The 25,391-nt window shown below is 42.3% G+C and carries 18 protein-coding genes; 11 read left to right on the top strand and 7 right to left on the bottom strand.

Features of this window, described 5'->3' with window-relative positions:
* Positions 1-31: 31 nt before the first annotated feature.
* Entirely contained in the window at positions 32-3,205 is a 3,174-nt protein-coding gene (locus PQ469_RS12065) for an RHS repeat domain-containing protein (protein ID WP_274213186.1), read from the bottom strand.
* A 91-nt stretch (positions 3,206-3,296) separates the two neighbouring features.
* Here PQ469_RS12065 and PQ469_RS12060 point away from each other — a divergent pair, with 91 nt between their 5' ends.
* Positions 3,297-3,515 (top strand): hypothetical protein, encoded by a 219-nt coding sequence (locus tag PQ469_RS12060; protein ID WP_274213185.1) that lies wholly within the window; start codon positions 3,297-3,299, stop codon positions 3,513-3,515.
* A 957-nt stretch (positions 3,516-4,472) separates the two neighbouring features.
* Here PQ469_RS12060 and PQ469_RS12055 read toward each other — a convergent pair.
* The 3 genes from PQ469_RS12055 to PQ469_RS12045 are packed head-to-tail and all read right to left on the bottom strand — an operon-like array spanning position 4,473 to position 9,591.
* Positions 4,473-5,774: an HlyD family secretion protein gene (locus PQ469_RS12055; RefSeq protein WP_274213184.1), complete on the bottom strand. Its 1,302-nt coding sequence runs from the start codon at positions 5,772-5,774 to the stop codon at positions 4,473-4,475.
* A 1-nt stretch (position 5,775) separates the two neighbouring features.
* Positions 5,776-7,953: a peptidase domain-containing ABC transporter gene (locus PQ469_RS12050; RefSeq protein WP_274213183.1), complete on the bottom strand. Its 2,178-nt coding sequence runs from the start codon at positions 7,951-7,953 to the stop codon at positions 5,776-5,778.
* 36 nt (positions 7,954-7,989) lie between these two features.
* Complete coding sequence (locus PQ469_RS12045; protein ID WP_274213182.1) at positions 7,990-9,591, bottom strand: cysteine peptidase family C39 domain-containing protein; 1,602 nt, start codon at positions 9,589-9,591, stop codon at positions 7,990-7,992.
* A gap of 381 nt (positions 9,592-9,972) precedes the next feature.
* Here PQ469_RS12045 and PQ469_RS12040 point away from each other — a divergent pair, with 381 nt between their 5' ends.
* The 10 genes from PQ469_RS12040 to PQ469_RS11995 all read left to right on the top strand — a co-directional run bounded on the left by PQ469_RS12040 (position 9,973) and on the right by PQ469_RS11995 (position 21,132).
* Positions 9,973-10,245 carry a hypothetical protein gene (locus PQ469_RS12040; RefSeq protein WP_274213181.1) on the top strand — a complete coding sequence of 91 codons (273 nt, stop codon included), beginning with the start codon at positions 9,973-9,975 and terminating at the stop codon, positions 10,243-10,245.
* Positions 10,246-10,359: 114 nt separating this feature from the next.
* Entirely contained in the window at positions 10,360-11,313 is a 954-nt protein-coding gene (locus PQ469_RS12035) for a hypothetical protein (protein ID WP_274213180.1), read from the top strand.
* Between the two features lie 95 nt (positions 11,314-11,408).
* Positions 11,409-11,684, top strand: a complete 276-nt coding sequence (locus PQ469_RS12030; protein ID WP_274213179.1) for a helix-turn-helix domain-containing protein — start codon at positions 11,409-11,411, stop codon at positions 11,682-11,684.
* An 816-nt stretch (positions 11,685-12,500) separates the two neighbouring features.
* Positions 12,501-13,148 (top strand): hypothetical protein, encoded by a 648-nt coding sequence (locus tag PQ469_RS12025; protein WP_274213178.1) that lies wholly within the window; start codon positions 12,501-12,503, stop codon positions 13,146-13,148.
* Between the two features lie 602 nt (positions 13,149-13,750).
* The gene (locus tag PQ469_RS12020; RefSeq protein WP_274213177.1) at positions 13,751-13,894 is read left to right on the top strand and encodes a winged helix-turn-helix transcriptional regulator; all 144 of its coding nucleotides are present in this window, start codon (positions 13,751-13,753) and stop codon (positions 13,892-13,894) included.
* A 167-nt stretch (positions 13,895-14,061) separates the two neighbouring features.
* The gene (locus PQ469_RS12015; protein WP_274213176.1) at positions 14,062-14,823 is read left to right on the top strand and encodes an SDR family NAD(P)-dependent oxidoreductase; all 762 of its coding nucleotides are present in this window, start codon (positions 14,062-14,064) and stop codon (positions 14,821-14,823) included.
* Positions 14,824-14,894: 71 nt separating this feature from the next.
* Entirely contained in the window at positions 14,895-15,503 is a 609-nt protein-coding gene (locus tag PQ469_RS12010; protein ID WP_274213175.1) for a TetR/AcrR family transcriptional regulator, read from the top strand.
* A 54-nt stretch (positions 15,504-15,557) separates the two neighbouring features.
* Positions 15,558-16,919, top strand: a complete 1,362-nt coding sequence (locus PQ469_RS12005) for a TolC family protein (RefSeq protein WP_274213174.1) — start codon at positions 15,558-15,560, stop codon at positions 16,917-16,919.
* 93 nt (positions 16,920-17,012) lie between these two features.
* Positions 17,013-18,065, top strand: coding sequence for an efflux RND transporter periplasmic adaptor subunit (locus PQ469_RS12000; protein WP_274213173.1), 1,053 nt, complete (start codon positions 17,013-17,015; stop codon positions 18,063-18,065).
* Positions 18,066-18,069: 4 nt separating this feature from the next.
* Entirely contained in the window at positions 18,070-21,132 is a 3,063-nt protein-coding gene (locus PQ469_RS11995; protein ID WP_274213172.1) for an efflux RND transporter permease subunit, read from the top strand.
* Positions 21,133-21,321: 189 nt separating this feature from the next.
* On the opposite strand, the gene PQ469_RS11990 is transcribed toward PQ469_RS11995, so the two are convergent.
* The 3 genes from PQ469_RS11990 to PQ469_RS11980 all read right to left on the bottom strand — a co-directional run bounded on the left by PQ469_RS11990 (position 21,322) and on the right by PQ469_RS11980 (position 25,386).
* A complete protein-coding gene (locus PQ469_RS11990; RefSeq protein ID WP_274213171.1) occupies positions 21,322-22,386 on the bottom strand; it encodes a YncE family protein in 1,065 nt (354 codons plus the stop codon).
* Positions 22,387-22,706: 320 nt separating this feature from the next.
* A complete protein-coding gene (locus tag PQ469_RS11985; protein WP_274213170.1) occupies positions 22,707-23,693 on the bottom strand; it encodes a 3-keto-disaccharide hydrolase in 987 nt (328 codons plus the stop codon).
* A gap of 517 nt (positions 23,694-24,210) precedes the next feature.
* Positions 24,211-25,386: a formylglycine-generating enzyme family protein gene (locus PQ469_RS11980; protein ID WP_274213169.1), complete on the bottom strand. Its 1,176-nt coding sequence runs from the start codon at positions 25,384-25,386 to the stop codon at positions 24,211-24,213.
* Between the last annotated feature and the right edge of the window lie 5 nt (positions 25,387-25,391).

Here is a 25,391-nt window from a genome sequence, read left to right as displayed (position 1 = left end):
GTCGTTTTGGTACTTTGTTCAGGAACTTACTCTAGTTATTGGCGTAATGGTAATCCATGTGCTTAATAATATTACCGTCTTTGTCTTTGATGTTCAACAATCGCTGAAAGCTGTCATACTCATAATAGGTAACCAGTCCCTTGGCGTCGGTACTGCTGGTAATACCCAAAATAGGATTGCAGGTAAATGTACTTACCTGGTAAGTACTACTGGCCATTAAAGGTGTTAAAAAGCTTTTAACCTGCGCATCTGTTGGTAAAATGTTATTCTTGAAGTTTTCAACAGCGGTTACTCCCCCCAGGGCGGAAACGATGTCGCTGTAAACAGCGTTTTCAACTTTCGCTATAGGATATCGGCCCGCATAACTCCATATATAACAGGTTCTTGGCCCCAGGTCCTTCCCGGTTTCAACCTCGTTCCCCTGATTGTCGTACGTGTAGTAATGCAGTCTTGGTTCATATGCATTAATCCCTGTTTTCGAGCTGACAACGTTGGGCGCAATAACAGTTCCCCAGGCCGCGTAATCTGTCTTGACAGAGTTCAGGAAATTGGATAACGAGTTTTTATAATTCAACTGCTCTACAACAGGCCCCCAGATATGCCTGGTGTACATGTCCGTATATGGTTGTTGCGACGAAAAGTCCGAGGGATATTTGTATACCGAAATAAAATTATCACCCGAACTGGTTAACATCGTTTTTTGTGTTACCAACTGATGCTCTAAGTTACCGTAAACATAACTCGTTGTCGTCGTTACCGGCTTCAGCCCGTTCGCGTCAAACTGGATTTCATCCGTCTCAATTAACTTGTTCAAGCGGGACGGATAATAGTAATAAGAAATCCCTTTATATACTGCAGAGCCAGCAGGCGTTCCATCTGGGGCCACACCGTGTTCCTGGAAGTACGTTGCGACCCTCGCCCCTAAGACATCAGTGCTATGATTTATCTGGGTATTGCTCCCATAATAATCGTCTTTATAAGTATTGGTCAGGCTTTTGATCATAATATAGTTCCCGGCAACTTTGCTATATGTAAACTGATTGAGCAAAAGCCCTCTCCTCCAGCCCTGTGAAACATTTGGAACAAATGGGTAAGTAACCCCATAGGAGTAATTGATCGGCGTCGCGTTATTTACCATGGCATCTGTATAGCAACTGGAAGTCGTTGAATTGATAGCCATGAAATTATTATAACCTAAAGTACTGACTGAGCCAACACCGGAATAGGTGTATGTCGTGACATAATCTACAGGCACCGTATAAATGTACTCTGTTTTTCCATTGGTTCCGACTTCCTGGGTCTGAGGATTTTTCCCTTCATAAACGGTAACTTTACTATAAGAAACACCATCATCATCACTGGTGACGTTAGCTACCGACGTTCTGACATTGATTACGTAAGAACCATTAGGTCCATATTCAAACTTGTAGACGTAGGTTGGAATATAACTAAGTGTCCCGGAACTTTGTGCACCGTCAATGTATTCAAATGTCTTATCAATTACATTATTTGTTATCGGATCAGTATTCAATATTTCCTTAATCCTTAACCCTCCGGCTAATTTATAACCCGGATTGCTATATTGTACGCCTGACATGGTAAAACTATAACTACCCGATGTCGTAGCATCACTTGCAAGCGCCTGGGTGTTTTGACCATATTTACAGATCCTCAACACATAATCCCCATTGGCTAAACCAACTTGATCTGATCCTGATTTGGTTGTACCGTCAACGATCATCTGACCAGATGACGTGTATACAGGATTATTAAGATCAGTAGCTTTAAAAATTTTAAAGAATAGATTAGTTGCCGGATTAGCCACCGTTATCGGAGTAGTATTTCCAGTACATGTGATTGGGGTGGCAGATGGTACATATGACTGAAAATTTATTTTAAAAGCGACTGCATTTCCAGGATAATTATTAACGGTGAAATTGACTGGAGGGGAGACGTTGCAAGCGGATACGGCCATGGCAAAATTAAACTGCTGGGGAGAATAATCCAGCTGATAATATGACGTATTAACCCTGTTATTTTCATATACAAATGTTGTAGAGCCACCTGTCGGGTAGATTATTTGCTTCAGTGAACCGGCCTTCGCGAAGCTCTCATCAGGGTACCTGTTGCCTCCACCCGAACCTGTTGTATAGATAGGCGCCCCGTTAATAAAACCGTTTTGATAAGACGCGATTAGGGTAAGGTTACCGTCCTTTCCATTATAATACCCCCAATGATCGAGCGCTTTTGAATTAAGCCTATCCGGTAACCATGCCCCGGTTTCATATATAAATTGATAAGCTGGTTTTGGGGTATTATTTGCATCTAATTCCTGCAGGCTTTTTAAAGACAACCTGAAGCTTGTATTGGCGGTTGTTGTTGCCGTTGCCGGTGTCAGACCGCTGAATTCAAAAAAGCCCGTACCCCCAAAATAGTTATAGGAAAAATTGAAGGTTTTCATCAAATTACCGTTGATATCTTTTACCGTGATACTGCTTAGTGTTTGACCTCCTTTAAGGTCATGCCTGAATGCACCCGGAATGAAATTTACGCTGCCCGCAGCATAATTAATTTTGGATAACAGCATGGCCTGGGTTTGACTGATGGTTATATTAGCATAAGAGTCCATGGTGCTGTTATCGGCAACTGTCTCGGAGCTGAATTGCTGATTTTCTGTTGAATAAGCCTGGTATTCTAAAGTAATATTGTCTGCAGAATTACCCGTAGTTGGCTTTATTGCGGTCATATACCAACTTGCATTATAGTTAATACCAGGACTAGGGATGGTACTGAAAGCCTTCTCAGGTTGGTTGAATTCATAGACAACACCATTAGCATCTGTAATTGTCCAATACTCAAATCTCCCAGCAACTCTTGTAAAAGCAATCTTTAAGTTTGTTTGCGGCATTTGGTGTACATTACCACTTTGATCGAGCACAAATTTTCCGGAACCCGCAGGGCAAGTGTAGCTAAAAACATCAGGCTCCCAATCCGGATTACCCGATTCCGCACTGTAATAAACATCATAAGACCAATCATTAGGACAAATGGGGACAATATTGCTTGTACTTGCAAAACCTGAATTGGCATCATCCGGAGCTCCCTTTATGGTTCTGGTAATCTGCCCCCCTGCAAAAAGAGCCCAGCCAGCGCCGGTCCACGACGGAGTTTCCTGCACTTTAATACCTCCGGCATGATAACTCAAACTAATTGGTAACGAAATCCCCTTTTGTTTGACAGTCCATATCGGAACAGTCACCGTTGGGATACCTCGATATAAATCTACAGGCTGTTCAATGAATTTTTCTAAAGCCGCAGCCGCGGGGGGCGGAGGGACAACGTTTGTAAATGAAAGCTGCGCATTTGCTGCTTCTGCTTTAGCGAGAAAAAAAAGCACGAACTGCAAACAAAAGGTAGTTGTTTTTGAACCGGATAATCTCATTATGGTGATTTTTACTTTTCAAAGTCAATACGCGCAAACCTCACTTTTGCCAGTCTTAAATTGGTGGCAGTAAGCAAAATAATTTGAAATTAAACCTCCTGAAAATGATAAAATTTGTTACCGAATTCATCAAAACCCAAACGCCGCAATCTTTAGGAACGAAACTTTTGGTATTTCTGAACCTTGCTGACGATAGGTTATTAAGATAAAAAGTGTAAGTATTTCTTTGATTTCAGTTGTGATTGTTTAAGTATTATAAAGGTATTAAAAAAAATAAAATAAAAAAAAGTATTGTGTTTTATTTTTGCAAATAGAGCTGAATGAATTATAATATAAAAATGTTTTGCAAGAGTATCGGACAGCATCTTTACTCCAAGTGATAAAGGTTCGCCACAGTTACAAAATCAGCCTTGAAAAAGCATAAGACACATACTATTCATTAGCATGGTTTGTTGCGCTAATATTTAAGATGAAGCTTTTTGCTTTCCAGCTTACATCATTGGTTTTTACTTTATTTCAACTTATTTTAATTACTCAGATTATTGATAAAAAGTTGACACAGCTTATTGCGGACATTCAATCCAACAATTCCGGCCATGTCCAGAACTGTTTGCAAACAATACAAAGGCGCGGATCGATAACTGCGGCGTGATAGGTAGAAATAACCTGTACCGATGATGTTTTAAACTTATGACAGGACATCACCTATTCAAAAGTTATGCCGCTACAGGATGCGAAGGCAGGCAATTACCATAAGATCGTATAACAGAAGATCGTATAAACTGTAGAGTACGACAATATTTGTCTTTCAATTCTGATCGCATCCAAACACGATAATTTGTAAGCCGGTGCCCGATTTATAAATTCATCAGTAGTTGAAACTAACGCATAATAATACTGTAGGTTAATATTTTCAACCCAAATCAATATCAAAAAATTAATAAACATGCATCTATGAAACGAAAGTTTGGTTTATACTTATACTTTGCGGTATATTTGCGGATCTGATTGCTTTTTAGTTAATACATTATTAATTGGGACCGGCCATCTTCCTCAGATTATGTGTGATGCGCTGCAACACCGTAGCGTCTTCTGTAATGATTTCAGCATCTGCCAGCATACCTTGCTTCAAATGAACAACCTTTTTCATGTCCGTATTATACAGCAGGGGAAAATTGACCCTGGAAATAAACACGCTGTCTTTGTAAGGAACAGCAGCAATAAAACTGATATGTCCATGCATAATTCCATATTGCTCATAAGGGAATCCCTTTAGCTTGACCAATACTTCCTGTCCTTCCTTCACTTTACCCATGTTGGTTTGGGGTATACTCATAATACCAAAAAAGTTTGATTTCTGGGAGTCAATATAGAATACTTCCTGTGCGACATTCAATACCTCATTTTCCTGCACAATGCCTGCATAGTTGATGATGCCACTTTGAGATGCACTTAATATATACTTACTTTTCCAGTCATCTGCCTGGCTGATCAGACTATTCAAGGCTTGTGAAAACTTCGTTTTTTCCTCCCTGATCTGGTTATCAAGTTCCAGTATTTCTTTTTGTTTAGAGGCATAGGTGGCCGCTGCTGATATTAACGAGGCCTCTGTTTGTATCAATGGAGATTTTTTAGCAAGATATTTACTTTCAGCCTGCCTGAACTCAGCAATAGTTTCGACTTTCTCATGTTCCAGCTTTTTGTGCATTTCATATTCCTGACCGGCTAATAAATAATCCTTTTGTTCAAGATCTTTTTGCGCGTTAAGCTGTGAACGCTGTTCGTTCAGGTTGGTAAGGTCTTTTTTTAAGTAATCCCTCTTTTGCAAAAAGAACCCATCTTTTACCGCTGACTGATAATTCAAGTATTCCTGCATGAAAACCTGGTATCCTGATTGTAATTCACCCAGCGAAAATTGCTCATCGCGGTTGAACCCGTGCCGGTCAACGATGCTGTCGTTGAGTAATTGATGCTGCATCCGTTTTAAGACGGTTAGCAATTGAAGTACTGTTTTATGATGTGCTGTACTTTCCAGGTATGCCAAGGGTTCGCCTGTCGTGACTTCCTGGCCTTCGGATACCAATAGCTTCACTAGTTTACCCGGCACTTTAGATACGACGGCTTTCGGCGAATTTGGGGAGTCGATCTTCAACTGTGTCTTCACAATATCGGGGTAACGTATAATCGCAGCAAGCCCAACGATCAGAACCAGGATGATAAAAAATATGGCTATACCCCATCGTAACAACCATGATGGTACCGTCGTAATGATATCCTGGATATCATCGGTATGCCGGGCTTCCAGAGTGGAATTTATATCCGAGATTGGCATGTCAGTTTCCTAATTCTAATTGATTCTTGACTAAACGATAGTATTCCCCTTTCATGGATGAGAGTTCATGGTGTGTTCCCTGCTCAATAATACGGCCCTTATCCAGCACGACAATATTATCTGCATTTTTTACAGTGCTCAGGCGGTGTGCTACGATGACAACAGTGCGGCCTTGAAAAAATTCAGCCAAATTATCCATGATTATTTTTTCGTTATTGGCATCCAGTGAATTTGTGGCTTCGTCAAAAAATATATAATGGGGGTTCTTGTAAACGGCCCTTGCTATAAGCAAGCGCTGGCGCTGTCCCTGGCTTATCCCGTTACCTTCAGCGCCTATTTTGGTGTGTATTCCCATAGGTAACCTATCTATCAAATCCTGAATATTAGCAACTTTAATCGCATGGCGTAATTTTTCCTTATCCGGGTATTCATCGCCTACAGCTATGTTTCGTTCAATACTATCTGAAAAGATAAAACCATCCTGCATCACAACGCCGCATTCGCTGCGCCATATTTTAAAACCCATGGTGTCAATGGGTTGTCCGCCAATCTTTATATCGCCCCTTTGCGGCTCGTAAAAACGAAGCAGCAATTTTAGGAGGGTGGTTTTGCCGCTGCCGCTCATACCAACTATTGCGGTGGTCTTTCCCTGGGGTAGAAGCAGGTCGATTTCTTCGAGTACAGGTTCATTCCCAGCGCCCGGATACCGGAAGGTAACCTTATTAATCGATAAACTTTTGTTTTCCGGAAAGGTGTGGTTCCATTCTTTATGGCCATGTTCTTCATCGTCAAGCTGATGGATTTCGTTTAGCCTTTCCAGACTGATCTTCGCATCCTGAAAGGCCTGAACAAATCCCAGAAGCTGATCAATGGGACTGCTCAACTGACCAACGATATATTGAACGGCAACCATAGCCCCTAAAGTCAGATCGCCATTAATAACTGCCGTTGCGCTCATAAAAGTAATCAGCAGGTTTCTACCCTCATTGATCAATGTGGCACCACCCTGCTGGTATTGACTAAGCGAAAGTGACTTAACATTGTATTTGAATAATCTTGCCTGTATATGTTCCCATTCCCAACGTTTCTGCTGCTCGCTGTTATTAAGCTTAATCTCCTGCATGCCGCCGATCAATTGTACGATACTGCTTTGGTTTTTAGCTGCTACATCAAAGCTTTTGTAATTCAATTGCCGCCGCCGTTTTAAAAAAAGCACGATCCATGCCGTATATAAAATACTGCTAACCGCGAAAATAAAGAATATACCGGTGTTGTAATAGGCAAGTACCACCGAAAAGACAAGCAAGTTAAACATGGAGAATATGGTGGTTAGCGTGGAGCCGGTCAAAAAGCTTTCTATTTTTTTTTGATCGCTCATGCGCTGCATGATATCGCCGGTCATTTTGGTGTCAAAAAAGCCTATGGGCAACTTCATCAGTTTTATCAGGAAATCGGTAAGAATGGAAATATTAACCCTTGTACTGATGTGTAGCAAGATCCATGACCGTATAAATTCGACGCTTACACGGCCAATGATGAGTGCGGCCTGTGCGAACAGGATAACGTAAATAAAATTAAGATTGCGGGTATTGATCCCGATGTCAACAATTGATTGGGTTAAAAAGGGGGTGATCAACTGAAGCAAACTACCGATGCCCAGACCAAACAGCAGCTGAATCACCAGCTTCCGGTAGGTAACCAAATACCTTAACAAGAATGACCAACGCACCTCATTGTTTTTTTCATCATCCTGCTCGTAAAAATTCGGGGTCGGTGATACCAAAAGTGCAATTCCGTTTCCGGTATCCTTGTCTACCTGCCAGTTGCGTTTAAACTCTGCTTCATTAAGCTTAACCATCCCCGCGCCGGGATCAGCCATATAGTAATGATGCTTACTGATCTTGTACAGTACCACAAAATGGTTTTGCCGCCAATGCAAGATACAAGGTAATTCCACTTCACCAAGCTGTTGAGCATTTAGTTTTACCCCCATGGAGCGGAAGCCAATTTTTTCAGCAGCATCACTGATGCCCAACAGGGAAACGCCTTCCCTATTAATTTCGCAGAGCAGCCTTAATGTCTGTATCGTAAAATTACGGCCGTAATGCTTGGTAATCATCCGAAGGCAGGTTGGGCCGCAATCCATCTGATCGGCTTGTTTGTAGAAGGGAAAGGCCATTGTTCGTTACTAAATAGTTGACACTAACAGTTCGTTTTATTCAAGCATATACTTCAAATCAGAAAGCTGGTAAAGATCTGGCATTTTATGCCCATTCACTAACATGGTTGGCGTTTCCGTAATCTCAGCGGTGCCGCACCATGCAGCTTGCCGGTCCAGTATATGGTAATCGGCCTTATCTATTTGTACCGGGTAGATTTTAGCCCACGTTGCATAGTCTTTTTGTTTCTGATCATACCAATCGTTTAATGCATGTTTGACCAGTTTTCTGTCGGCGAGCCGGTTCAGTGCCATGAGGTGCCGGACTATTGGTGTCCTGATATCCCTGTCGTGATTTGATGCGGTAAATATGATCCGGGCCTGCACATCGCCCCTTTGCGCCAACAATTCCTCTAGTGCCTGGTGTGCCCTTGCACACGGTTGGCAATAAGGATTGCTCACCATCGTAATAATATTATTGGCATCTGTATTTCCCAATAAAATACTCCATTCTTCCCCCGGCAACGCGTATTTTGGCTGGGCGGCAAGAATACTGTCGAATAATTCGATATTGTATTTGAATCGCCGTAACAGCCCTTTTAAGGGCTTGACCTGTTGTGCCTTCAAGACAACAGGTTTAATGAGCATCCACAAAATTATTGGAAGGGACGAGTAAATCAAGATATCGGACAGCTCCTTCCACGTTAGCGCAAGTGACATGGTTTTACCAAAAGTTGTTACCAACACCGAAAACTCCAGCCATAAAACAGATTGCACGATACAACAAAGCACACACCATTGTTTCGCTATCCTGGCCTGATAGTAGATAGAATAAAAGGTATAGGGCAGACTAATGAAATTGAATATAGCTAACGTTCGCCACATTAAGGGTGTGCCGTTGCCAAACAATAGAAGCAGCCATGTTCCTGCAAAATAAAAAAAGCCCAACTCACTCCAGGACAGCCCTTTAAATACATTTGCCGCTTTTGAGGACAGGATGCTGTTGCAATTAACCTTATCGCCAGTACTTCCGCAAAATCGTTGAACAAGGGGATTATTACTGTCTATGCTCTGTATTAATAACAATAGCGCTGTGATTAAACCAGCAGTTTTAAACAGGGTTAGTGTTACTGCCGGCCAGCCGATGTTTAAAAAAAAGCGGGTATGAAATACTATCCCTAAAATAAAAATAAACATCAGGCCTCCAATCGCGAATAGGAAACGGAAAGGTTCTAATGCTGCACTGGCTTTGATGTATTTACCTCTATTTGCAGCGTTTACAGTCGTCGTAACTGTTAATATGACGCCGTTAAACAATTTCTTAAAGTCTTCGAGGCTTATGGAATAACTAGCCTTGTTTTCATCCGAAAAGTTAACCCTTCCTTTATCAATTTCATTTACTACCACAAAAGCATTAATGCGGTTGGTATGCGCTATGAACGGACAGGAAACCTCTGTCAATAAAGTTGGATCCATGCGGTACGCCACGTTTTCTACGCCGAAGTTATTAAGTACATCACTAATGGATAATAAGCTTGGATAATCGGGGTGTTTCTCCAATTCTGCACTTATGGTTGATGGAGATATATTTACAGCTATCTTTTTTAAAAGCCTGTATACTACTTTATCTGCATTTTGAGTTGTAAAAGGGAACAGCATATATATATTAAGGTTAGGATCACCAAATATATGAAGACGTTTACCTTTAAGCAAATGTTATTTAATATAATGAGGGGTATAAAAATAATAATCTTCGAACCCAAACATACTAAGAAAGAAGTTCATTACGAATTGCCGAAAATTACTACAAGGCCTAAAATATAGCTAAAATGAATAGGAGTCAAAACATTGCGAAATGTTACCCTTCAAATAAAAGCCGCTTATTGTTTGTTGTTAACATTATAAATCAATATAAGTTACAATATTTTGGATTTATAATTGTTTTTTATAATTTTACTAAACCCGGATAATGAATTAATAAATACCTCACTAACTAACGGTAAAAAAATTATTCGTTTAACTTAACCTTATACTCAAAAGATGGAAAATTTCAAATTACAAATCAACGGTAACAAAGAAAAATTGACCAGGATGCAAATGCGGATGGTCTTAGGTGGTTATGTGGCTGGCCCTGGTGGCGATAATGGCAATCCTTGTCCTACCTACTGCGAGCCTATGGGAGGCCAAATTATGTGTTCTGGGGTCATAAATGGTATCAATTACGTTTATGATGGCAATTGTAACCAGCAACCGTATAGCCCTTATTTGCACAATTGGTGCTCCAACGACGCCACGGGTGATTTCTGGTGTTAATTGTGAACCTGCCATAAAAGACCAATATCTTGAGATAACCTATTCAATTGTAATAGAGCTATTTCAAGATATTTTTATTTACCCGAAACTATGGCGTAATTATTTTTATTAAATATGAAACGATGCATTTTATTCTTGATCCAATGTCTACCTTTTCTTGTGAATGCCCAAAGTACTGCAACCGTTGCTATTACTTTCCAAAATGCAAAATACACGAAAATAGAAAAGCATTCTTTTTTCAAGTTTAAAAAGCCTGATAATTTCGTATTAAAAAAAATAGACAATGAACACTATAAGCTGGATTACCTTGATTCTAAGCCGGGTGTGCTTTATGTGAATAAACGGCCAATTTTGATTACGCCAGGCGACAATGTTAAATTGACTTACAAATTGATAATATGGGACGATGAAAATTTTAAGGATACGATATCGGCCTTGGGCAAAAATGCAAAAAACTATACTTACTCAAATTTTTTAAATACCAGGTTAGTAAAAGGGGACAGCTTTCCTGATTTAAGAAACGTCAAATATCAAAATGATCCAGAGGCCCTGTATACTGCACTGGTTAATGCGTATGCTTTTAGATTAACGTACTATAATGCCCCTTTGAAAGTATACGGTTATGATAAAAGTTTTTCCGACTATGTTAAGCGAATAAACAATATTGAATTTTTGAGCCATGCATTATCTCTGGAAACAGAACTTGGTGAACAACATAAAAAACAGCATCCAGTTTTTGCTAAAAAAGTACGGGAGGCTTTTTTTAACACCAGCTTCATAGCGGCTGATACAAATTATACGTATCGGATGGAAGAAACTTTTTACGCCTATTTTTGGCACTTGGCTCATGCGGAGTTCGCACCATTGAATTCTCGGAAAAATTTCGACGGTCTGTTGACGTTTATCATTAATTATCCCAATTCTTTTGTCAGAGACTACTTTCTTTCTTTCTTAATAATAGACTACAATGATAGCTGGAATAAATTTAGGCCCCAAAGTATAATGGCTGTTGTTCAGGCTATCAAAAACCCTTCGTTAAAGGAGCTGCTCAGGAATTATGATTACTGATACACTGATGTCCGGTAAAAATAAAAAGGAAAAGAAACAGGGCCTTTGTGTTTAATTGAGGGGTATTTAAGCTGCCGGAAGGCGCCTGGGAAGGAATGAAGACCTGTCGTGGTTTTCAGGTTTCTTATTTCGGCAATATTTCACGGAAAGGTATCAGCAACCCATACATCAAAAAGCTGTGGAAGGATGTTCATTTCTACCCAAAATCTGTTGGTAACAGAGCTAATGCTTTATCCAAAGAACAAGTGACAAAAATTCGCGCACTTGCAAGTGATGGCCACGACGTCGCGGCCATCGGAAAGCAATTGGGCGTTTCAAACCTGAAGCGCTTAAGCAATATTATAACAGGAAAGGCCTATCGCCGTATGTGACCTACGATTGCTGCTTAATCGGTTCTGCGGCTTCCAGCCTCGACAGAGAAATTTTGTATTCGTTTTTGAACACATGGACGAAATGGGCAACGTTTTCAAAACCTGCGTTAGAAATCTAGGTGACACCTACATTAGATCATTTGAAATTGAAAATGATTTTAAAATCAAAAAAAAGTTTTTATCTTAAACTTAACAATTAAGTACTTTCTATTGCGTGATAGGTAGAGTAAGAAACACTTAAAAAATATAATATACTGATTATCAGAGCATAAAAACAAGGTTCAAAAACCATATTTTGGAGTTAGAGGGAAAAATAAAAAGGACTTTGTCATTCATAGAGTAGTCTCCGAAAAACCGCCAAAAACCGCGTTTCCAGCGCGTAAAGACACAAAGTTCATGACCCTATAGCTCTCCCAAAAACATGCTATTCCAGCTTTATCCATAATTTTTTTAATATATCCAAGAAAAACGGTTCAAAAGTAGCCCGCTCAAGGTGTGTTAAAAATCAAAAAAAGAAAATCTCTTTGCTTATTTTATGAACCCTTTAACTTTCAAATCTTGGATTATGGGCTCCATAAGCCGTAAAAAGCTTTCTAAGTGTTCAAAGTATTCCCGCTCAGGGGTACAGGAAAAGTTAGGTAGTACTTAACTTTACTGTAAAAATTAAAAACCCTCTTTACATAATTGTAAAGAGGGTTTTTTGTTGTGCATTTCGATATATTAGCGCTTAACTATAGTTCATTCGTTTGTAGTCAAATTTCGGCTGCGATGTTATAAACAATTTAAGAATTAGTAATGGGACTTGATTGGAAGCCAATGAACAGGCCTAAACCTGGTAGAGAAAAAGAATACGAGGATATTTTTACGGCACTGCAAAAGAAGGAAGAAACCTCGTTTTTTAGTAAATTATTGGGGAAGAAGCAAAACGGTAGACAGAAGTTGTTAGAGTCCTTTTTCGATATCTCAATTCCAGCTTACGAGACGCTTAATGCCCCAAGAGTGGGCTTTGATAATAATGCTACTGAGTGGGTAAAAGAAAAATATGAGTTTAGAGAAGACAAAGCCTTATCCTTAGAAGAATTTCTCCGACAAATGTATGGATACTATGTTGTTGAACTGGTTCCTGAACATGACGGTATTCCCTTGTATATAGCACCTCATTATGAACCTCATATATTCAGGGCTCAATTTTTAAAAGATTGTGAGCAAATTATCGGAGAAAGAATGTTGGAAACCGCATACACCTCGCAACTTGCTCAAGGTGCTATACTCTTTGGACAACAAATTATGGGAATTGCAGACGATTACGCGATTAAAAACAATGTTACCTATTTAAAGGACCAACGATTACCACCAGATTTTGATGAGGATTCGGCAGAAAGCAAGGCTCACATTATGTTCTCGGCCGCGAAATGGTTATTATGGTGGGGAGGAAGAGGTCATGGATACGAGGCTGATTTTTAGAAGAATCAGGACAATTGGTAGTTCAATTCTAACCCGCTTGGTCCAAATTACTCGTGATTTTATAGAATATTCGTTCTGTTATAAATATTCATTTTATAAACCCTTTAACCTTTAAATCTGGATTATTGGCTCTATAAGCCGTAAAAAGCTTTCTAAATGTTGAAAGTATTCCTGCTGATCGGTACAAAGCTCCGATACCATGGTATCGGAGCTTTGTTGTTTTTAGGCTTGCATTATTACCGTCCCTTTTTGGAAACAATAGGTGAGTTTTGTTCAAGATTTTAATCAGGCAAATCGGAAGCGCCTAAAGACCGATGTATTAATTACAAGATTAGCTATACGGGTCAATTTTATTTTAGCAAACCTGAGACGAACCTGCACCGAGTTGAATCTTTTCGTTTTTCAATAGTGGAAAAGTAATTATTGAATATTTATAAGCAGCGCTCGTTTAAAGATCTTACGATTGATATACATTCAACAGTAACGGCTTCCCGTTTAAAGTACGCGATAGATGCGCTTATTGGAAACGACCCGTTCACCGATATACAAGAAAGCATTCGCGGCATTTAGCCAAAGAACTGAAAGACCTGAAGCAGCACCGTTTGATTACCAGGACCGTGATCGATGGCTACCCGGTGAAGATCACTTATCAATTGATTGAATATGCCAATACCCTGACGACCGTTATCTATTCCCTTAAATACTGGGGATTAAACCACCGAAAGAAAGTGACGGAACGGGAATAATAGTTGATTAAATCATCCCTTCTTATGGTGACGATCAGCAACGTGTGAACTTCAACGCCCACCTTTTCTGTTTTTAATGTCAGTTTTTAAAATGATGTATACTGTTTTTTGTTTTATTGAACAGTGTTTAATAAATTTGTACCGGTTTTAAATTAATCCAGGCAATCATGAAAAAAGCATTGATCACAGGCGCCAGCGGAGGCATCGGGCTCGAAACAGCCCGGCAGCTGGCTCAACAGAATTACCAGGTTACCCTGGTAGCCCGTAACAGGGGCCGCCTCGAAAAGGCGTTAAGCGGTTTAAGCGGCAGCGGCCATACCATCCTGGTTGCTGATCTGAACAACAAGGAAGACCTGCAAAAGCTGGCGGCACATCTCAGCGCTGAAAAGTACGACGTGCTCATCAACAACGCGGGTAACGGTACTTACGGAAAATTTACTGATATCCCGCTGGAAGACCAGTTGGCCACGATGCAGCTCAATATGCAAGCTTTGGTAACTTTGTCTTATAGCTTTTTACAGAAAGCTGTCAAAGGAGATGCGCTCATCAATATCGGTTCGCTGCTGGCCCATTCTTCTCTGCCGGGCGGTGCGGTGTATGCAGGCACCAAGAGTTTTGTCGCTAATTTCTCAGAATCATTGTGGTGCGAATTCAAGCCGAAAGGCATTTATGTAACAGGCTTTAACCCCGGCGCCGCAAACTCCGATTTCCATGCAAACGCAGGCGGGCATACCAGTGATTTCCCAAAGTTTGTAATGTCTTCTGTTGAGGATGTTGCCAGGGAACTCGTGAAAGCCCTACAAAAAAGGCAGAAGCCAAGAGTGATGCAAGGTTGGAAAAATCGTTTTATGCTATTCGGTTTCAGGTTTTTACCTAGAGTTGCTGCGGTGAACATTATGAGTAAGATCAGCCCAGGCATGCAGAATTAAGCAGAAACACCCATCCGAAATTTGGCCACACGAACGGCGATCTTATATTTGTATCTTATCATTATCTAAAAATGGGCATAGCAGAAAGAAAATTAAAAGAGAAACAGGAAATGCACAAACGCATCCTTAACGGTGCACGTAAGATATTTTTGGAGAAGGGCTATGAAAAAACCAGTATGCGTAATATCGCCGCTGAGATCAATTACAGCCAGGGCTCGCTTTATTTCTATTTCAAAGACAAGAGTGAGATCTTCCACGAATTACATAAGGAGGGCTTTCGCCTGTTGTTGAACCAGTTGAAAGTACTGGACAAAGTTGGCGACCCTTTTGAGCGGTTAAAAGCATCCGGGCGCGTGTTTATTCAATTTGCCCAAGATAATAAAGATTATTATAACCTGATGTTCATTGTTGACGAACCTGTTAAAGATTCCCTGTCTGAGGGATTCCAGATAGCTGAAGAAGCCATCAAATATATGCAGGGAATGGTACAGGAATGTCAGCAGAAAGGCAAGTTCGTAGATATGGACACAGAATATTTTACTTTCCTGATCATCTCCGTAGTGCACGGAATCTGCGCACTTTTTTGCAAACACCGCAATACAAGCTTTGTTGGCAAGACGAATGAAGAGCTCATGCAGAACGGATACGAGTCTTTTGTGGCGTTGCTTGAAAAAAGTTAGCCTTTTTTTTAATATGTTATTGAACAGTGTTTAAAATTAAATCGATGATTTAAAATGAAATTCAAAAGTCAAACATTTTACCAACTTTTGCTTTTGTCGTCAGCCTTACTGGCTGCACCCTTTGCAAAAGCGCAGGGCAAGCTGGATGAGTATATCCGGCAGGGCCTTGCCTCAAATGAAAGCATCAGGCAGCAGAACTTCGTGCTCGAAAAAAATATTTACGCGCTTAAGGAAGCGAAAAGCATGTTTCTGCCCGATGTTACTTTTTCGACTACCTACACGAAGGCTGATGGCGGCCGTACGATAGATTTCCCTACCGGCGACTTGTTTAACGGAGTTTATTCCACGCTGAATAAATTGACCGGTAGCAATGCCTTTCCGCAGCTACAAAATCAGCGGATACAGCTTAATCCGGATAATTTTTATGATGCTAAGTTTCGCACCGCACTCCCTATTCTGAATGCGGAACTGATCTATAATAAGCGGATCAAAAGGCAGCAGGTAGATCTGCAAAAGGCCGAGGTATTGCTCTATAAACGCGAACTGGTCAAAGAGATCAAAGCAGCCTATTACAATTACCAGAAAGCCGTTTATGCTACCGGCATCTATGAATCTTCACTCCGGTTGGTTGAAGAAGGTCAAAGGATCAATACGAAGCTGTATGACAACAGTAAGGTTAACCGTACCGTTGTGCTCAGGAGTCAGAATGAAGTATCCAGAATCAATGCTTCGCTTATTGAGGCACAGAAAACAGCGGAATCAGCCGGCTACTATTTTAACTTCCTGCTTAACCGGCCGCTGACAGACAGCATACTTTCAGACGACATTAAAACACTGCCTGCAAGGGAACAAAGCCCGGGTAACAATGTTGATGGCAGGGAGGAATTATTCAAACTAAGGATAGCAAAGGATATCAACGGCAACCTGACTGGGCTGGCCAGATCCTATATCGTCCCCAAGTTAGGAACCTTTATCGATCTGGGTTCGCAGGCTTTTGACTGGAAATTTAACAGTAATAGCCGTTACTATCTGTTCGGGGTTTCCCTGGAATGGAACCTGTTCTCTTCCGGCAAAAACAATTACCGGGTCAAGCAGGCGCTTGCCGACCGCGAGGCCCTGGCATCACAGACCGATTACGTGCAGCAGCAATTGCTTACCGAACTTAAAGTTCGCCAGGCTGGTATGCAAAGCGCCATTGCGCAATACCAGGCCGCACAATCCCAATTAAAAACCAGCCAGACCTATTACGGGGATATGCTGAAGTTATACAAACAGGGAACAGCCATTTACATCGAACTGCTGGATGCCCAGAACCAATGGATCGATGCCCAGCTTCACGCCAATATTGCCCTTTACGACACCTGGATTGCAGACGCCGCTATAGAACGCGCCAATGCCAGTTTCACCATTCAATAAAATAAGATCATGAAACCATTATAAGCGATCCTTAAAAGACAATATAAATAAGCTCATGATCGATTCATCTCCATTAAAAAACAAATTAAAACGATGAAAAACTTACAATTATTCAGCATTATCATAGCAGCGTTAATCTCAATGGCTTCCTGCAAAGCAAAACACAGGGAAGGTAATCCAATTGGAGAACCGGATATCATACCTGTTAAAACCGCATCGGTGTCCACATTAGGCGTACCCGACCAGATCACCGCTACAGGCCTGGTCAGTACGGAGGATGAAGCCAAATATGCCTTTAAGATAGGCGGCGTGATCAACCGTATCCTGGTACAGGAAGGCCAGTTCTTTAAACAGGGGCAATTGCTGGCCACGCTCAATTCTACCGAAATTTCAGCTGGTTTAGCCCAGTCCAGCTTAGGTGTTGAAAAAGCACAGCGTGACTATAGCCGGGCACTAAATCTTTACAAAGATAGTGTTTACACTTTGGAACAATTGCAGAATACTAAAACAGCTTTGGATGTTGCCAAAAAAGCAAGGGAAGCAACAGCCTTCAATGAGCGCTACTCTAAAATATATGCCGCATCTGATGGTTTTGTAAGCAAGAAAATAGCCAATGAAGGCGAGGTTATCGCCGGGGGTATGCCGGTACTGCTGACCAACTCTACCGAACAGCAAAACAGTTATTCACTTAAAATTGGCGTGACTGACCGCGAATGGGCCATCATCAGGCCCGGACAAACCGCTAAAGTAACGCTCGACGGCTATGCCGGTCAAACCTTTGATGCTACCGTTTTCCGCAAGTCGCAGGCGGCCGATCGGGAGTTGGGTTCGTTCCAGATAGAACTGAAACTGCAATTAAACGGCCTAAAACCCGCGGTTGGCATGTTTGGTAAAGCGGAGATAGCCACCCACCAGGATAAAAGCGTGATGATTATCCCATACGGATCACTGGTAGAAGCTGACGGCAATAAAGGTTTCGTATTTACCACCATAGGCGCAACCAGGGTAAAAAGAGTACCGGTTACCATTCTGAAGTTTGACAACGAAAATGTTTATCTGAAGGATAAACTGGAAGGTATAGACCAGATCGTGATCTCCAACAGCGCTTACCTCAACGAACAATCTTTTATTAAAATTATCAAGTAAGGCCATGAAGATCACAAATTTTGCCGTTAAGAACTATCAGTTCACCCTGATCATATTCCTTTTGGTGGCAGTTGTAGGCTTACTCACGCTGTTTACCATGCCCCGTTCGGAAGATCCGACAAACCATCCGCCGCAATACATCATCACGGTGATTTACCCTGGAACCAGTCCAAAAGATATGGAAGAGCAGGTAGTAAAACCCATCGAAAACAAGATCTATGGGCTTGAAAACATTGAAAAGATCCTGACAACCGTAGAGGACGGTGTAGCGGTTATCCAGCCCAAGTTTAAATATGGCGTAGATGTGGACAACAAATACCAGGAAATCTCCACGGAGATCAATGCGCTAAAGAACAGTGAACTTCCTAAAGATATCTATCTGATCAAAACAGAAAAAGTATCCTCATCAGACGTAAAAATTTTGCAGGTTGCGCTCGTGTCAGATAACGCTTCCGGTAAATTACTGCGGGATAAAGCAGATATCCTGAAAACACAATTAGAAAAGATCACCAATTTAAAGGAGGTAAAGTATTTCGGTATGCCCGAGCAGGAGATCCGGATCGATATGCAACTCAATAAACTGGCGCAATTGAAAATACCGCTTAATGTGGTCATCGGCAGTTTGCAAAGCGAAGCCGCGGATATCCCCGGGGGAAGTATCAACCTGGACAGCAAGGTATTTAATGTTAAAACCAGCGGCAAGTTCAAGAGTGTCGATGATGTTGCCAATACGGTTATCTATAATGCTAATGGCAAAATCATTTACCTGAAAGATGTGGCCGACGTAAGTTATAAGGACGGCACGATAGACCATATTACCCGTTTAAACGGGCACCGTTGTGTACTGGTTACGGCGGCAATGAAAGGCAATGTAAATATTGCCAGCGTTCAGAAAGAGTTTTTACCGGTACTGGATGAGTTTAACAAAAGCCTGCCTGAAAACATTCGCATGGTCAAAAACTTCGATCAGGCCGATATGGTATCCAGACGTTTGGGCCACCTTGGTTTTGACTTTGGGTTAGCCATCGTTCTGGTCGTCATCACCCTGCTGCCACTGGGGTTCAGGGCATCGCTGATCGTGATGATCTCCATCCCGCTTTCTTTGGGCCTGGGGCTTATCGCCTTGAATTTCTTAGGGTATTCTTTAAATCAACTCAGTATTGTTGGGCTTGTGGTAGCATTAGGGCTGCTGGTAGACGACAGTATTGTTGTAGTAGAGAATATTGAGCGCTGGCTCAGGGAAGGGCACTCCCGCATGGATGCTGTCCTGAAAGGGACAAAACAGATTGGTGTGGCAGTTGTAGGTTGTACAGCTACCCTGGTTATCGCGTTTTTGCCGCTTGCCTTTTTACCTGATGCGGCCGGTGAATTTATCCGCAGCCTGCCGGTGGCTGTTATGACCAGTGTGCTGTCGTCTATGATCGTAGCTTTAACGCTTGTACCGTTTTTGGGCAGCCGGATGTTAAAGACGCATACACATGGCGAGGGTAATTTCTTTTTAAAGCATCTGCAAAGGTTTTTGACCCGCTCTTATGCCCGGGTGATGCCGCTTGCCTTGAAATGGCCTAAAGTTACTATCGGGATATCGTTAGCCCTGAGCGGACTTGCTTTTTTTCTGTTCACTATTACCGGGTTCAAGCTTTTCCCAACTTCGGAAAAACCGATGTTCCTGATCAATATCAAATTGCCCCTGCAGGCGGATATCCCGGAAAGCGACCGGGTGACAAAACTGGTAGAAGGTGAACTGAAGAAACACAAAGAGATTGTTTTTTATACGTCGAATGTGGGCAAGGGTAATCCGCAAATTTACTACAACGTGCACCAGCAGGATGTAAAGCCTGATTTTGCCCAGGTATTTGTTCAACTGGATGAGGAGGCCAGCCCGGATAAAAAGACCGAACTGATCAAGCAACTGAGAAAGAAGTTCAACGACTTTCCCTATGCCAGGATCGAAGTGAAAGACTTTGAACAGGGAACGCCGATCGAAGCGAATATCGTAGTAAGGGTATTTGGAGAAAACCAGGATACCATACGATCCCTTTCTTTTAAAGTCGAAGAAATTCTGAAAAAGCATCCCGGTACATTTTATGTCAATAATGAGCTGAATGTTTATAAATCAGATGTCAAAATAAAGATCGATAAAGAGAAGGCCCGTACCTTAGGCGTGCTAACCAGTGATGTGGACAAAGTGATCCGTATGGCGGTAGCGGGACTAACTGTCGGGGACTATATCGATGACCGGGGTGATTCACGCAACGTGGTAATCACGCTTCCAAGAGACAAGTTCTCTAACCTCGATGCTTTAAAAAACTTGTATGTCAACAATGTGCAGGGCACGCCGGTACTGGTTGATCAGATCGCCACTATTTCGTTTGAAATGTCGCCCACAGCCATCAACCATTTTAATAAATCACGCTTTGCGAAGGTGACTTCCCTGACCAAAGAGCACGTGCTGGCGAACGACGTCCTGAAGGATATCGTTCCGCAGCTTAACAAGCTAAAAATGCCGCCGGGTTATTATTACAAACTTTCAGGGGAAGCGGAGTCTGAAGGTGATGCGCTGGGCGGTAACTTTCTATCTGTGATCATACTCAGCACATTCCTTTTCATTGGTGTGCTACTCCTTCAATTCAAAACCTTTAAAGGAATTATTATCGTGCTTTCGATCATACCATTAGGCATACTTGGCGGGGTGGTTCTGTTACTGATGACAGGCAACCCGATGTCGCTTGTGTCTATCATCGGATTCATCGGTTTATCAGGGATACAGGTTAAAAACTCATTGTTATTGGTTGATTTTACTAACCACTTGCGCCTGGAAGGACACAGCATAGATGAAGCCATCAACATGGCCGGCGAAACGCGCTTTCTGCCCGTTGTATTGACTTCGATAACAGCAATCTGTGGTTTACTTCCAATCGCTTTGAACCCTAACCCGCTCATAGCCCCGTTGGCGATTGTTTTGATTGGTGGACTGATTAGTTCTACCATCCTCTCACGGATAGTGACTCCGGTAATGTATAAATTAATACCTCCACATTTGGAAAATGATGAGGAAAAAGCTTAGTTAATTAGTCCAATTTACAACATCCATAGCAAGCATTTACAACAAAAAAATGCACAGTGAAAATGCCTGCTATGGATATTTTTATCATTCTATATAATTCAGCTTGATCAATGGCAACCAATTATCTCCATAAATCTTTGGCAATGAATTTCTTTTACTTTATCACCCTGATCCTCTCCCATCGTAATACTAAGGCCTAACTGCCCAGGCCAGGCCGTCTGCCCCCGGAATATCAATATGCCCTGTCACTTTCAGCGCTGTGAGATCGACCACCGCCACGTAATTGTCGCCCGTACAACCGATAAATGCCCGTGATCCGTAATCATCTACCAGGATGCCGGCTGCTCCATGGCCGGTACTGATGCGTTTCAACTCTTTGTGCGATGCCACATCATAAATAAACAGATCGCCGGTCCTGAGGCTTGTAATTAATACCCGCTTACCATCTGGCGTAAACTTGAGCCGATTGGCGCCAACAACCTTTGCGTCGATGTTGCCGGTTACCTTTTTGGCGGCGATGTCGATAATGGAAATGGCACCATCATGAGCACCTGCTGTCCACAATTCACGGCCATCGGGCGAGACATCAAAACCTTCAGACCCTACGGCAACAGAAATAACAGTTTGCACCCAATCCTGGCGTGCCGGAGGTGCAAATCCTGTTGGGGAGGCGACGGGTTTGAGCAGACTATCTACCAAAATGCTTACCGTCCCTGCCGACACGTTTGTTGTGTAAACCTTTTTTCCGTTGTTGGTTACATAAATCATATGTGTCCGGTCCTGGCCTGTTCCCATGACCCAGTCGAGTTTGGTTATCGCCGGATCATATCGACCAACTGCCTTTGATCCCTCCGCTGTGAACCACACCTTATCGTTGGCGAACGTTAGTCCGTGTGGCCCCATTAACGGCCTGGTATCAATTGCCGGTAAAGGCTTCTGTGCTACCAGGTCAACCACACTAAGCTCGTGCAAGCTACCGCCGCCGTAAATAGAAACATAAGCAACCTTTCCATCAGTTGATGCAATAACCTCATGAGGATCGGAGCCCACAGGTACACGGGCGATAATCTTTAGTGTAACGGGGTCAATGATCGCCAGAATATGATCGGTTTTTGAAAGCGCAAGCAGGGAACGCGCCGGCGTAGGCTGCGCGGCGCATCCTGTTGCCGCAAAAATCAACAATGTACATAAAACGTTTATAACAACTAATTTGGCCAGATTAAACTTTGTGGCTTTAAAAATTGAGTTACACATGAACTTGTTCATATACAACGATGAATTAAAAGAAACTGTGATAAATTTTGTTTATACGCTGGCATCAAAGTCAATCATCAGAAATGATCTTCCTGGAAACAAATATACAGAACTCAATCCGGGCTTCCGGCGAAGGCGGCAGATGAATCGACGATCGGCTGAAGACTACCGACCATTGGTTGCTTTTAACAGATGAACTACCATAATTAAACACAAATAAGATAGATATAAAAAGGGCCCCAACGCTGAAAACATTCCCGGCATATTGCAAGAAAGCCCTCCTGATTATTCAGGAAGGCTTTCTTGCTTCTTAGTATCCTTTATTTGGCAGGAGTTATAATAATATTCCTGTAATCAATCGGTCCGTGATCCCCCTGGATCAATATCGGGCCAGGTTCGCCTTCCTGGCTATTTATTGCTCCGCCGGTTATCCCGGGGATTATCTGGTCGCATATTACTGTTTTCCCATTGGCCACGATAGTTACCATTCTGCCAACCAGCGTAACGTCATACGATTGCCAGTCACCGGGGTTTTTCGCCATCATTTTATTTGGCGGCAGGAAACCATAGATCGAGCTGAACTGGTTGTTAATAGGCTCAGGGTCTCCGCTTTTGGTATCAATCACCTGCAATTCATACCGGCCCCTCAGGTAAACGCCACTGTTGCTTCCCTGCGGATACCTGAATTCAATATGGAGTTTAAAATCGGTAAAAGTTTTATCAGTTATCAGGTTAGCTCCCGAATGCGGGCTTCTCAAAATTCCACCCTCCGCTATCCATTGATTCTTGCCATCTGTATGCCAGCCCTTAACGTTTTTTCCATTAAACAATTTCACAGGAGCACCCCAAACCGGGCTTTTAGTTCTCACAAGCAATGGGGCACGTACACCAGTAAACTCATAAGAAGCACCGTCGGTGTAAACCATGGTACCTGTCAGTTTATCGCCGCTAACTTCAAATTGAAAATCCATATTCCGGGTTCCTTCTTCCCATTGCGGGGGAATAGAAAAGCTGTATTTTCCATTATCCGGTTTAACTTCCGAAATCGGGCGCGCGCTTCCAAAGGCATACACAAAGCGACCGATTAAAGTATGGGTACCGGATTTTTGCACCTCCAGCCATGATGGCAGGCTTTTACCGCCTTTGGTGATGGTGATATCCCATCTGCCTATCACATCAGGGTCTTTCGATGGCCCGATTTCTCCGGCTGATACTTTTAAGACCGGGAACGCAAATAACATTAGCATTACTTGTAGCCGAAGGAGACGGCAAAGTGAACTATTACCCATTATTAATAAATTTTTCATGTTTTATTTTAAGCATTTATTGGTTAAAGTATTTGGGACTACAGGTTGAAAGGTAGCTTTTATTTTTCTTTATCCAAAAAATTATCCGGCTAACTGCCTTTATTAAGAAGCTGTTTAAATTAAATTGAGATTATTTAAATAACCGTCAATTAAGGATTTATAACGAAACTGATCAGGTGGCTCACCAAATGGATACTAATTAAACGGGTTATTTTTTACTTGTTTGGGGTACTATGCATAACCAATAAAGTGTGTGTACCAGTACAAATGAAACACCCTGACACGGGGTGGTACGGGCTGACACACCATGAAACGGGCTGAAACACCCTGGTACACCCTGAAACACCCTGGAACACCGTGGAACGGGGTGGTACACCTGTTTATTGTACCAGGCCATTTCCTCACATAAGCCATAAAACTGTGATAATGATAACAGCCTTGAAAAAAGAAAAGCCCGCACAGGAAATTTCAATTCTGTGCGGGCTTCACTGTTTAGTTTGAAATTTACCTAAGCTTATTATTTATCAGCAACGCACCTGAATCCAAGGTGCTCCATCCCGCTGTCTTCGGTACTTTTCATGCGGCGGGCAACGCGATAGCCCGAGCAATAGCTATCATTGCACAGGAACGATCCACCCCTGATTACTCGCTTGATAGCATAAGGCTCGTCGGGATCAAAGCTTTTTGCCGCGCCGCCTGGATTTTTTATGCCCCCCGGCCGGTTAATCGTTTTGTAGTAATCGTTGTTATAATAGTCGGCACACCACTCCCAAACATTGCCGGCCATATCAAATAAGCCATAACCATTGGGTGCGAAGCTGGAGACCGGGGCTACACCGTAAAATTTATCTTTATTGATATTTTTATCCGGGAAGTGGCCTTGCCATGTATTGGCTTTTGCTTTACCGGCATCAACAGGCTCGTTGCCCCAGGGGTAAACACTGTTTGATAAACCACCACGGGCGGCCCACTCCCACTCGGCCTCGGTAGGTAAACGTTTACCAGCCCATTTGCAATAAGCTACAGCATCATACCAGGAGATGTGCACCACCGGGTAATTATCTTTCCCCTTGATATTACTTTTAGGGCCATGCGGATGTTTCCAGTCTGCCCCCGTTTTCCAAACCCACCACTGGCTGTAATCATTCAAATCAACAGGATGAGTTGATGCGCTAAAAACCAGCGATGCGGCTACCAGCAAGCTATCAGCCGGCTTTTGGGTTCCAGGAGGCAGCTGCTTTTTCAATTCGTTCCAATCCGGTTTTTTCTCGGCGGTAGTAACGTAGTGGGTAGCTTTTACAAATTTGCTAAACTGCGCGTTGGTTACTTCAGTCGCATCCATCCAGAAACCATTTACGCTTACCTGGTGTTTTGGATATTCATCTGGCAATGCCTGTTTATTATCGCCCCCCATCTGAAATGTACCCGCCTTAATAAAAACCATACCTTCATGGCCCGCGCTTACACCGGGTTTATCCAGCAAGGCGGCCTGTTGACCGGCAAGCGATGGAAAACGCGCCGGGATATTTGACTCGCAGCAGATGGCTTTTTTGGGCGGTAATTTAGTTTTAACCAAAATGCCTGCTGCAACCGGTTTGGGTTTACATGATGGTGCCGATAGGCCGATGCCTGCAATAACCAGAACTAAAACTATGCGATATAGCCGTTTGCTTTTTATTATTAATCCTTTCATTACCA

It is taken from the genome of Mucilaginibacter sp. KACC 22773, assembly GCF_028736215.1.
Lineage (GTDB): Bacteria > Bacteroidota > Bacteroidia > Sphingobacteriales > Sphingobacteriaceae > Mucilaginibacter.
Note: the sequence above shows the minus strand (reverse complement) of the source record. Positions and strands in the feature narration are given on the sequence as shown.

What these genes read in the sequence shown, in the direction of transcription:
- PQ469_RS12060 (WP_274213185.1), top strand. Translation starts at nt 3,297, where the DNA reads ATGAATTTTTCTAAAGCCGCAGCCGCGGGGGGCGGAGGGACAACGTTT.
- PQ469_RS12055 (WP_274213184.1), bottom strand. Translation starts at nt 5,774, where the DNA reads ATGCCAATCTCGGATATAAATTCCACTCTGGAAGCCCGGCATACCGAT.
- PQ469_RS12050 (WP_274213183.1), bottom strand. Translation starts at nt 7,953, where the DNA reads ATGGCCTTTCCCTTCTACAAACAAGCCGATCAGATGGATTGCGGCCCA.
- PQ469_RS12045 (WP_274213182.1), bottom strand. Translation starts at nt 9,591, where the DNA reads ATGCTGTTCCCTTTTACAACTCAAAATGCAGATAAAGTAGTATACAGG.
- PQ469_RS12040 (WP_274213181.1), top strand. Translation starts at nt 9,973, where the DNA reads ATGGAAAATTTCAAATTACAAATCAACGGTAACAAAGAAAAATTGACC.
- PQ469_RS12035 (WP_274213180.1), top strand. Translation starts at nt 10,360, where the DNA reads ATGAAACGATGCATTTTATTCTTGATCCAATGTCTACCTTTTCTTGTG.
- PQ469_RS12030 (WP_274213179.1), top strand. Translation starts at nt 11,409, where the DNA reads ATGAAGACCTGTCGTGGTTTTCAGGTTTCTTATTTCGGCAATATTTCA.
- PQ469_RS12025 (WP_274213178.1), top strand. Translation starts at nt 12,501, where the DNA reads ATGAACAGGCCTAAACCTGGTAGAGAAAAAGAATACGAGGATATTTTT.
- PQ469_RS12015 (WP_274213176.1), top strand. Translation starts at nt 14,062, where the DNA reads ATGAAAAAAGCATTGATCACAGGCGCCAGCGGAGGCATCGGGCTCGAA.
- PQ469_RS12010 (WP_274213175.1), top strand. Translation starts at nt 14,895, where the DNA reads ATGGGCATAGCAGAAAGAAAATTAAAAGAGAAACAGGAAATGCACAAA.
- PQ469_RS12005 (WP_274213174.1), top strand. Translation starts at nt 15,558, where the DNA reads ATGAAATTCAAAAGTCAAACATTTTACCAACTTTTGCTTTTGTCGTCA.
- PQ469_RS12000 (WP_274213173.1), top strand. Translation starts at nt 17,013, where the DNA reads ATGAAAAACTTACAATTATTCAGCATTATCATAGCAGCGTTAATCTCA.
- PQ469_RS11995 (WP_274213172.1), top strand. Translation starts at nt 18,070, where the DNA reads ATGAAGATCACAAATTTTGCCGTTAAGAACTATCAGTTCACCCTGATC.
- PQ469_RS11990 (WP_274213171.1), bottom strand. Translation starts at nt 22,386, where the DNA reads ATGTGTAACTCAATTTTTAAAGCCACAAAGTTTAATCTGGCCAAATTA.
- PQ469_RS11985 (WP_274213170.1), bottom strand. Translation starts at nt 23,693, where the DNA reads ATGAAAAATTTATTAATAATGGGTAATAGTTCACTTTGCCGTCTCCTT.
- PQ469_RS11980 (WP_274213169.1), bottom strand. Translation starts at nt 25,386, where the DNA reads ATGAAAGGATTAATAATAAAAAGCAAACGGCTATATCGCATAGTTTTA.